A 9,593-nucleotide genomic window follows, 5' to 3' on the forward strand; every position below is an offset into this window, starting at 1 on the left:
AGGATACCTAACAGCTTATCGCAGATGCGGGACATCATATTTTACGGCTACCGCCATACAGTCCGGATCTGAAGCCAATCGAGAAAATGTGGGCTTGGCTTAAACGTAAACGCAAGGATTGGCGCTTAGATTGCATCGATAAACTATTCTTTTACTTCCTGTGAATTTGTAACTCTTTTTGATTTCCTTGACTATATCAAAAATTCGCTATCGTGTAGAGCAGAGCTTTGCCATTTTGCACCGACTGTTTAAGTGTAAACGGGCGAGCTATTTTGGTTTGGGAAAAGTCAAAGGGCAAATGGTGTTGAAGGTGATGTGTTTGAATTTGTTGAAAGCAGCCAACAAGCTAAGGCTAATTGCGCCTATTGCTGCCTGAAAAGGCGGTAAGCAGCCTGAAATGGGCTGTTTACTCGGGGTGAATGGGTAAAATTTGGGCAAATAATGCCATTTCTGTTGAAAACCCCAAAACAACTTAAATGCTTTGGGGTTTTGCAAAGGTTTCAGACTGTTTTCTAATTCGGAGTCGGAAAGACTGTGCCATTGTCCCAACAATACCGCACGGAACATCGGCAACAAAGGATAAGCAGGACGACCACCATGGTCGCGCAAATAAGCCACTTTTTTACTGGCAAGTGTGTGTTCAATGGCTTGCCAATCGAGCAGTTGGGTGATTTTAAGCAAGGGGAAACGGTCAGCGTATTGATTGAGTAGGGTTTGGGCGGAATGGTAGAAAAAGCTGCTCATGGGAAAATCCTCTAAATTCTTGGTTGGGGAGAATTTAGAGGATTTTTTGGGGTTTTGCAAAGGTTTCCATCTGAGCAACCGGGAAAATTGATTGATAACTGCATTATGGTTTGTCCCTAATATAGTTGGAGAAGTGAAAAAGTGGTACAAGGCGGCAAGCTGCAGACAGCACAGATAACACGGCAAGGCGAGCCAACGCTGTAATACTTTTTCAATTCTTCGACTATATTGAGAGACATCATCTTTTTTCACTGGCCAGATTCATTTCTGATAATAAGCAGCCCTTGCGGCGCGATCTGCACTGCTTGATGTTGTGCGGGTGTGCGTTCGGCAAAAGCGATAATGCAGTCGCCTAAGCCGCTGCCGCTGATTTTTGCCGCTGCCGCACAATCCTGCACTGCCGCCAAATGCGCTGCCTGCACCGCATCGCAGACGCCTAATTCTTGCATTAATATTTGATAAGCGTTTAAGTGTTGGTAAAACAGCTGCCAATTCTGCTGTGCCGCTGCATGTGCTGCTGCTTGACTGACTGCCCCCATTCGCTGATACAACTCCGCATACGCGTCAGGATTTTCTTCCGCTGCTGTTGCCAGCATCGCCAGTACTTCGGCAGTCGGCGTTTTATATCCCGCATAGCGCACGCTTAAAGACAAAGACGGTAGGGGCAAAGATTGTACTGACAACGCAGGCGGCGGCGAATACGCCAACATGCCGCCCCAAATGCTTGCTGCCAAATCAGCACCGCTGCCGCGTTTTTGAATCTCTAAAATTACTTCATGTGCCGCACGGTGCAGGGCAGTATTATCCATCTCTTTTTGCCGGACAGCGGACAAAGCCGCAAGCGTCGCGACTGTTACCGCCGCTGAAGAACCGAAACCTAGTAAAGGATCAATCTCGCTCTCAATGACCATATCCAGCCCCGTATGCGGCAATTGGCGGCGTACAGCCGCTAAAACAAAGCGCAGTTTGGGTTCTTCTTTCAATGCTGACAAAGGTGCTTCATATTGCGCCAAAGCGCTGTCAATGCGCAGCACATCATCGCTACGCTCGATAATGCTGACGCGCACATATTGCGCCACCGCACAAACTAGTGCAGATTGACCGTAAACCACCGCATGTTCGCCGCAAATCATTAAAGACCCAGGGACAATCGCTTTAATCATTCCTTACTCCTGATATTATCTGCGCATAGTGTAACCATTTACGTATGTGATGCAGAAAAAACTTGCAAGAATTTCTGCAACAATATAACATTTGAAAGATTGAAACACATACGGAGTTAATATGAAAAAAGTACTTGCCCTGACAATGGCGGCGATGTTTAGCCTGCCGATCCTTGCCCATGAAGTATGGGTCGATGCAGGACACACCCATGGCGGCGAAATTCTCAAAGCTAGCCTTGGTTACGGCGATTTCCCCGATTTAGCCGACATTCCGGAAGAGCGTATGCACATCTTCAAAAAACCGATGCAGCTCATCGGTCCGGAAGGCAAAATCGACATGGTGCGCAGTGAGAAGCGCAATATCTATTTCACTTCGCCTGAAGAAATCAAAGATGGCAGCTACCTGCTGACCGCAGAATACAGCCCGACTTTCTGGTCGAAAAACGCCAATGGCTGGAAACAGGAAAATTTAAAGCAAATGCCTGATGCCACTTACTGCGAACAAACCCGCATGTACGGCAAAATGGTGCTTAATGCAGGACATGAAAGTGCAGATACCGCGGTGGTAACCAAACCTGTCGGTCAAGGTTTGGAAATCGTGCCGCAAGACAATCCTGCCAATATCATTATCGGTGAAGGCTTTCCGCTGAAAGTTTATTTCAATGGCGAACCTTTGGAAGGCGCGACCGTCGTCGGCACCTTCTCCGGCTTTATGACCAAAGATCCGAACGACAAAATTCACAAACTCGAGCCGCAAGCCTTCTCCGACACCACGCGTCCGGACGGCAGCCTGCAATTCTATCCGTTGCGCAAAGGCTTTTGGAAGCTCCGCGTCGTACATAAATCCGACTATCCGGATCAAAGCGAATGCCAAAAATTGGCTAGCTATGCGACTTTAACCTTTATGATTGAAGACGCGCACGATCATCATCACTAGTCCGCACATAGCGTGATTAAGACAAAGAAGTCCTTCCCTAATTTGGCACGCAATTGCGTGCCGTTTTTTTAGGGTTCTGATAATTATAAAAGTAGTACAAGGCGAACCAATACCGTAATACTTTTTCAATTCTTCGACTATTTCAGCATCATAATTGACAATAGACAAGAATGGGTGAATATTCATCCTTCTCTTTTCCTCCATATCGTGTAAACTGTCTTCCGCCCAAAATGTTGCAAGACATTTTGTCGGCTTATAGCGTATTTTCGCAATCATATGAAGATTCTATAAAATACATTGTTAAACAACGTGGTTCGCAATCCTCCCACCATAAAAAACTAGGTCAAACATGAGAAACGAACAAGAACTCGCCGAGCTTTCCCTGCTTGGCAATCAAGGGACGCATTATCCCGCGCAATATGCGCCCGACATTCTGGAAGCCTTTCCCAATAAACATGACGACAATGATTATTTCGTGCGTTTTATCTGTCCGGAATTTACCAGTCTCTGCCCGATGACGGGGCAGCCGGACTTCGCCACCATCCATATCGCCTATATTCCTAATCAGCGCATGGTAGAAAGCAAATCGCTCAAGCTCTATTTATTCAGCTTTCGCAATCACGGCGATTTTCACGAAGACTGCGTCAATATTATTATGAAAGACCTGATTGCGCTGATGCAGCCCAAATACATCGAAGTCTTCGGCGAATTTACCCCGCGCGGCGGCATTGCCATTCATCCCTATGCCAATTACGGACAAGCGGGCAGCCCTTATGCCGCAATGGCACGCGAACGCCTTTTTCAGCACGGTCGCCGCTAACTATCGATACCTCAGCACCATAACACATTCGGCATTCGGCGTAGCGCCCGATGTGGCAAACGACATTACTATCAAGGAATATACATGCAAATTCAGCAATTCAACTTTAGCCCCGCCCAACAGCAAAAAGCACTTCGCCGGCTGGTTTTTTGGCATATGATTGTCATCATTTCCAGTAACTATCTTGTCCAAATCTCTTTTACGCTTTTTGGCTTGCATACCACTTGGGGCGCATTTACTTTCCCCTTTATTTTTCTAACCACCGACCTCACCGTGCGTATTTTCGGCGCTGCGCTCGCGCGCAAAATCATTTTCTTCAGCATGATTCCCGCACTTTTTATCTCTTACTTCATCGGCGTCTTATTCTCAAACGGCGAATTTATGGGTTTTGCGGCGCTTAGCAGCCTGAATACGGTGGTGGCGAGAATTGCCCTTGCCAGTCTGCTCGGCTACCTCATCGGTCAAATCATGGACATTAGCGTCTTCAACCGCCTGCGCCGACACAAACAATGGTGGCTGGCACCCGCCGCATCCACCCTTTTTGGCAATGCTCTGGATACGCTCGCCTTCTTTAGCACCGCCTTTTATAAAAGCGCCGATCCCTTCCTTGCCGAGCACTGGGTTGAAATCGCGCTGATGGACTATGCTTGGAAACTGAGCATTTCCATCGTGCTATTTCTGCCCGCCTACGGCATTCTGCTCAAAATTCTTAGCGACAAACTGACCCGTATTTCTAAAGACCATACGGCGAATCTGTCGCAAGCCAGCGCTTATTCTTCTTAAACCAAGCCTTCCACGCTCCGCTGTCTTGCCAATCGCAGCAGCAGAGCATTATTCCGCTAAATAAGGGATCGATATTCACGATAGTCGGAGAAGTGAAAAAGCAGTACAAGGCGAGACAATGCCGTAATACTTTTCCCGTTCTTCGACTATAGCAAAAGAATGGAAAAAGTATTACGAATTTAGTTCGCCTTGCCGTACGCTCTGTACTGCCTGCGGCTCGCCGCCTTGTAGTACTTTTTCACTTCTCCGACTATAGTCGAAGAGCTGAAAAAGTGACACAAAATATCAAGCTGCGAGCGTTATAGAGAGTACAGCAAAATGAATCAAAACTGTAACTCTTTTTGAAATCTTTGACTATATATACGCTTTTGTTCATATCAATCCATTATAGCGGCGTTAAAAAAGCCGCCTTGTTGAGGGCGGCTTTTGGAGCAATTATCAACGCGGGGCGACCATATCTTCAGGTTTGACCAACTCGTCAAACTCTTCTCCGGTCAGCAAACCGAGCTCGACTGCGGTTTCGCGCAAAGATTTGTCGTTTTTATAGGCGGTTTTCGCTACTTTCGCCGCATTTTCATAGCCGATTTTGCGGTTAAGCGCCGTGACCAACATCAAAGAGTGATGCAGGAAATAATCGATTTTTTCCGGCACCGGCTCAATACCCACCGCACAATGCTCGTTAAAGCTGTTGCAGACATCGCCGAGCAAGCGAATGGATTGCAGCAAATTAAAGCCGATGACCGGCATATACACATTCAGCTCGAAATTGCCGCTTGCCCCCGCCATATTGATGGTAACGTCATTGCCGAAGACTTGGCAGCAGACCATTGTCATCGCCTCGCACTGTGTCGGATTGACTTTGCCGGGCATAATTGAAGAACCGGGCTCGTTTTCGGGGATTTTCAGCTCGCCCAAACCGCAGCGCGGACCGCTGGCCAACCAACGCACATCATTAGCGATTTTGTTCAAACTCGCCGCCAAGGTTTTTAAAGCGCCGGAAGCATAAACCGCCGCATCGCGGCCGCCCAATGCCTCAAATTTATTCGGCGCGGTCACAAAAGGCAGACCGGATAATGTGGCTAATTGCTCCGCCGCTTTGACGGCATATTCGGGATGGCTGTTCAAGCCCGTGCCGACCGCCGTACCGCCCAAAGGCAATTCATATAAACCTTGTAAAGCATGCTGTAAACGATCCAAACCGTGATCAAGCTGCGAGACATAGCCGGAAAATTCCTGCCCTAAAGTCAAAGGCGTAGCATCCTGCAAATGCGTGCGCCCGATTTTGACAATCGAAGCGAAAGATTTGGCTTTGGCATCTAAAGTATCGCGCAGGGCTTTAACGGCCGGAATTAATAAGCGGTTGATTTCAATCGCTGCTGCCACATGAATGGCGGTAGGGAAAGAATCATTGGTCGATTGCGCGTGGTTCACATGGTCATTGGGATGAATCGGCTGATAGGCTGCCAAACCCGTGCCGGCAATCTCATTCGCACGATTCGCCAGCACTTCGTTCATATTCATATTCGACTGCGTGCCTGAACCTGTTTGCCAGACCACCAAAGGAAATTGTCCTGCCAATTTGCCTGCCAAAACATCATCGGCAGCTTGAGTGATTAAATCCGCCTGCTCCGCCTTGATGCGCCCTAAAGAAGCATTTGTGATTGCCGCCGCTTTTTTCACTAATGCCATCGCCTCAATCAGCGGCAAAGGCAAGGTTTCGCCGCCGATTTTGAAATTATCGCGGCTGCGCTGTGTTTGCGCCCCCCAATAAGCATCAGACGGGACTTCCACATTGCCCATTGTGTCGTGTTCGGTACGTGTACTCATAGGTGCTCCTTAGCTTTCAGTTGAAAAAGATTAGCCGACAAATTTTAACACTTTTCCTATGTCTGCTTCGGCTAAATCCAGCATTTAATCTTGCGCTGCTGTTAAGGGTTTAAAATGCGGCGGCAACAGGGTGGCAAAGGCAATGCCTGCAATCAGTCCGCCGAGATGCGCGTTGTTGGCGATATTGCCAATCAGCCCCGTGTAGCCTAGGGCAAGGAAAGCCAGAAAGGCGTAGAACATTTGTGTGGGTAATATCATGCGGTATAAGACAACCCGCCGCCCCGCCCACCAGAGATAGCTTATTAATCCGTAGGCAACGCCTGACAGCCCGCCGAATGCTACGCCGTAGCTGAAATACGCAGCAGTATTGCTGATGAGGGCGGTGCTTAAAAACAACAGGGGCAAACGCCAAGCTTTTTCGCAATATTCTATCCAGCCGCCCAGATTGAGCCAAATCAGGCTATTAAACAGCAGATGAATGATGACCGAGCCGTAAAAAGAAAAATGCAGGAAGGTCGGGGTAATCAAGCGCCAGATTTCGCCTTCCGCCATGAGCGGCGGATAAAAGACGAAATAGGCAAGCATTTCTCGCTTAGCGCCGGCACGAATCAGAAGCGTAAATAGGACGCACAGCGCGAAGATAAGCCATGTGAAGACGCCGGCGCGGCGCAGAACGGGACTTTGCATGATGATTTCCTTTAGTGCCATGCCCATGCCGACATGAGCATAATCAGTAATCCTAAGACGCGACGCAGATGCGTATGCGCTAGGGTTTGCGCGATTTGGCGCGAAAAGAGGCTGATGCCGAGCATGGCAGGCAGGGTGCCCAGTCCGAAGCTCAACATCACTGCCGCAGATTCTAGGGCTTGCGCACGGCTGATGGCAATGGCAAGCGCGGCATAAATCAGTCCGCAGGGCAGAAGCCCCCAAAGGCTACCGACAATAAAGGCATCGGCATGGCTGCGAATGGGCAGCAGTTGTTGCAAGAAGCGGTTTAATGGCTGCCATAGGCGGTAACCATAGCGTTCAAGCAGGCGTAGGGAGGCGATGTTGAAGACTTGCATCAGCCCGATTGCGGCGATAATCAGAGAACTGATGCGGCGAATCCATAGTCCCGTATCACCCATGCCGGGGTGTATGCCGATAAGCGGCAGCAGCCAACCGCAGAAAAAGCCCAGACAAGTATAAGAAAACAGTCTGCCTGCCTGATAACTGAGGATTTGATTGCGCAGGCGGCTGTGCATACCGAGCATGGTGCCGATGCCGCCGCACATGCCCAGACAATGCGCGCCGCCTGCCAGCCCTGTGAAAAAGGCGCTGAAGATAATGGGGAAAAGTTCGTTCATAGCCGCATTATAGTGGATTTGCCTTGCTTTAAGATAAGGCTGCGCTAAGAAGCGCTTAACAGCAGTATAATGTATCGGCATGAAGCGCCGCATCCGCTGCGGCTTTGTTTTTGGCGGATAAAGGCGTAAGCTGTGTATTTTTATTCGGAGAAGGGCGTATGCAAGCGATTTTGAGTGTCATCGGCAAAGACCGCATCGGCATTGTTTATGATGTGAGCAAATTATTGGCGGAGGAGCGGGTAAACATCGTCAATATCAGCCAGCAATTGATGAGCGGTTATTTCACGATGATGATTGAGGCGGATTTATCTGCCTGTCAGCGCGAGATTACCGAGCTGGCACAGGTATTTGCCGATTACGGCCGCGCCTGCGAATTGGATATTCGCTTGCAGCACGAGGCTTTGTTTACCGCCATGCACAGGATTTAAGTCATGCGTAGCGAATGGAAATACGGCGAGATTGTCGAAACCTTGCAGATGTTTTCTCATCAGCATTTTGATGTGCGCACCGTTACTTTAGGCATTGATTTGCACAGCTGCGCAGACAGCGATGTGGGGCGTACGGGCGATAAGATTTACGAGAAAATCATGCGCATCGGCAAAGATTTGGTCAGCACCGTGCAGGCGGTATCGGCAACTTACGGCGTGCCGATTGTCAATCAAAGAATCGCGGTAACGCCCATCGCGCAGATAGGCGCAGCTTGCGCGAAAACGCCCGAAGACTTTGTCCGCCTCGCCAAAATCTTAGACAAAGCCGCCAATGATTTGGGTGTTTCTTTCTTAGGCGGCTTTTCCGCTTTGGCACATAAAGATTTGTCGCAGAGCGATCGCTTGCTGATAGCTTCGCTGCCGCAGGCATTGGCGGAAACCAAAATTGTCTGTGCCTCCGCCAATATCGGCAGCACGCGGGCAGGCATCAATATGGACGCGGTCAACCTCGTTGCCGAAACGATTAAAGCGATTGCCGCCGCCACGCCCGAAGCCTTCGGCTGCGCCAAATTTGTCGTCTTCTGCAATGCGGTGGAAGATAATCCCTTCATGGCAGGCGCATTTCACGGCGGCGGCGAGGGCGAAAGCGTCATCAATGTTGGCGTCTCCGGTCCCGGTGTAGTCAAAGCGGCTTTGGAAAACAGCAATGCACAAGATTTGACCGATATCGCGGAAATCATCAAAAAAACCGCCTTTAAAATTACCCGCGTAGGGGAACTCGTCGGGCAGGAAGTCGCCAAACGCCTGAATATTCCTTTCGGTATCTTGGATTTATCGCTTGCCCCCACGCCAGCAGTCGGCGATTCCGTCGCGCGGATTTTAGAACAAATGGGCTTATCCGTCTGCGGTACCCACGGCACAACCGCCGCCTTGGCCATGCTCAATGATGCGGTAAAAAAAGGCGGCATGATGGCAAGCAGCGCCGTCGGCGGCTTAAGCGGCGCCTTTATTCCCGTCTCCGAAGACGAAGGCATGATTGCCGCGGCGCAAGCCGGTGTGCTCAGCCTATCCAAACTCGAGGCGATGACGGCGGTCTGCTCGGTCGGCTTGGATATGATTGCCGTGCCCGGCAACACCGGCGCCGACACGATTGCCGGCATTATTGCAGACGAAGCCGCCATCGGCATGATCAACAGCAAAACCACCGCCGTGCGCATTATCCCTGTACCGCATAAAGGCGTAGGCGAAATGGTCGAATTTGGCGGATTGCTGGGTGCTGCGCCGATTATGCCGGTCAAAGAAGGCAATTGCAGCGTCTTTGTCCGACGCGGCGGACGCATCCCCGCACCGGTGCAATCATTGAAGAATTAGGAAAACATATGCATCTTGTCCTACTCACTTTCGGAAACCTTTGCAAAACCCCAAAGCATTTAAGTTGTTTTGGGGTTTTTAAGAAAAATGGCATTATGTGCCCAAATTTTACCCATTCATCCTGATTAAACAGCCCATTTCAAGCTGCTTACCGCCTTTTCAGGCAGCAATAGG

10 protein-coding genes, 2 pseudogenes and 1 riboswitch are annotated in these 9,593 nt (G+C 49.6%); of the genes and pseudogenes, 7 read left to right on the top strand and 5 right to left on the bottom strand.

The genetic code is table 11. The features are described from left to right. Positions 1-68 precede the first annotated feature (68 nt). Entirely contained in the window at positions 69-164 is a 96-nt protein-coding gene (locus ACJHVI_RS08840; RefSeq protein WP_483184386.1) for a hypothetical protein, read from the top strand. Positions 165-193: 29 nt separating this feature from the next. Beyond that, positions 194-376: pseudogene (locus ACJHVI_RS08845) on the top strand (transposase); the annotation flags it as partial. 125 nt (positions 377-501) lie between these two features. Here ACJHVI_RS08845 and ACJHVI_RS08850 read toward each other — a convergent pair. Together ACJHVI_RS08850 and ACJHVI_RS08855 are read right to left on the bottom strand one after the other, a co-directional pair. Then, positions 502-744 (bottom strand): annotated as a pseudogene (locus ACJHVI_RS08850) (transposase); the annotation flags it as partial. A 248-nt stretch (positions 745-992) separates the two neighbouring features. After that, positions 993-1,907, bottom strand: a complete 915-nt coding sequence (locus ACJHVI_RS08855; RefSeq protein WP_483184378.1) for a mevalonate kinase family protein — start codon at positions 1,905-1,907, stop codon at positions 993-995. A 121-nt stretch (positions 1,908-2,028) separates the two neighbouring features. Here ACJHVI_RS08855 and ACJHVI_RS08860 point away from each other — a divergent pair, with 121 nt between their 5' ends. The 3 genes from ACJHVI_RS08860 to ACJHVI_RS08870 all read left to right on the top strand — a co-directional run bounded on the left by ACJHVI_RS08860 (position 2,029) and on the right by ACJHVI_RS08870 (position 4,447). Beyond that, positions 2,029-2,844 carry a DUF4198 domain-containing protein gene (locus ACJHVI_RS08860; protein ID WP_483184379.1) on the top strand — a complete coding sequence of 272 codons (816 nt, stop codon included), beginning with the start codon at positions 2,029-2,031 and terminating at the stop codon, positions 2,842-2,844. Positions 2,845-3,147: 303 nt separating this feature from the next. After that, positions 3,148-3,192, top strand: a riboswitch (PreQ1 riboswitch). Between the two features lies 1 nt (position 3,193). Beyond that, positions 3,194-3,664, top strand: coding sequence for a preQ(1) synthase (queF, locus tag ACJHVI_RS08865; protein WP_483184380.1), 471 nt, complete (start codon positions 3,194-3,196; stop codon positions 3,662-3,664). 84 nt (positions 3,665-3,748) lie between these two features. Beyond that, complete coding sequence (locus tag ACJHVI_RS08870; protein ID WP_483184381.1) at positions 3,749-4,447, top strand: 7-cyano-7-deazaguanine/7-aminomethyl-7-deazaguanine transporter; 699 nt, start codon at positions 3,749-3,751, stop codon at positions 4,445-4,447. Positions 4,448-4,885: 438 nt separating this feature from the next. Here ACJHVI_RS08870 and fumC read toward each other — a convergent pair whose 3' ends face one another. The 3 genes from fumC to ACJHVI_RS08885 form a co-directional block, all read right to left on the bottom strand. Continuing rightward, positions 4,886-6,274 carry a class II fumarate hydratase gene (gene fumC, locus ACJHVI_RS08875; protein ID WP_483184382.1) on the bottom strand — a complete coding sequence of 463 codons (1,389 nt, stop codon included), beginning with the start codon at positions 6,272-6,274 and terminating at the stop codon, positions 4,886-4,888. Between the two features lie 84 nt (positions 6,275-6,358). Further along, complete coding sequence (locus ACJHVI_RS08880; protein WP_483184383.1) at positions 6,359-6,961, bottom strand: rhomboid family intramembrane serine protease; 603 nt, start codon at positions 6,959-6,961, stop codon at positions 6,359-6,361. 11 nt (positions 6,962-6,972) lie between these two features. Continuing rightward, entirely contained in the window at positions 6,973-7,701 is a 729-nt protein-coding gene (locus ACJHVI_RS08885) for a sulfite exporter TauE/SafE family protein (protein ID WP_483184384.1), read from the bottom strand. 77 nt (positions 7,702-7,778) lie between these two features. On the opposite strand from ACJHVI_RS08885, the gene ACJHVI_RS08890 reads away from it, so the two are divergent. Next, a complete protein-coding gene (locus tag ACJHVI_RS08890; protein WP_115219470.1) occupies positions 7,779-8,048 on the top strand; it encodes an ACT domain-containing protein in 270 nt (89 codons plus the stop codon). Between the two features lie 3 nt (positions 8,049-8,051). Continuing rightward, a complete protein-coding gene (locus ACJHVI_RS08895) occupies positions 8,052-9,419 on the top strand; it encodes a DUF711 family protein (RefSeq protein ID WP_483184385.1) in 1,368 nt (455 codons plus the stop codon). Positions 9,420-9,593: the final 174 nt, after the last annotated feature.

Source organism: Suttonella sp., from assembly GCF_056855035.1.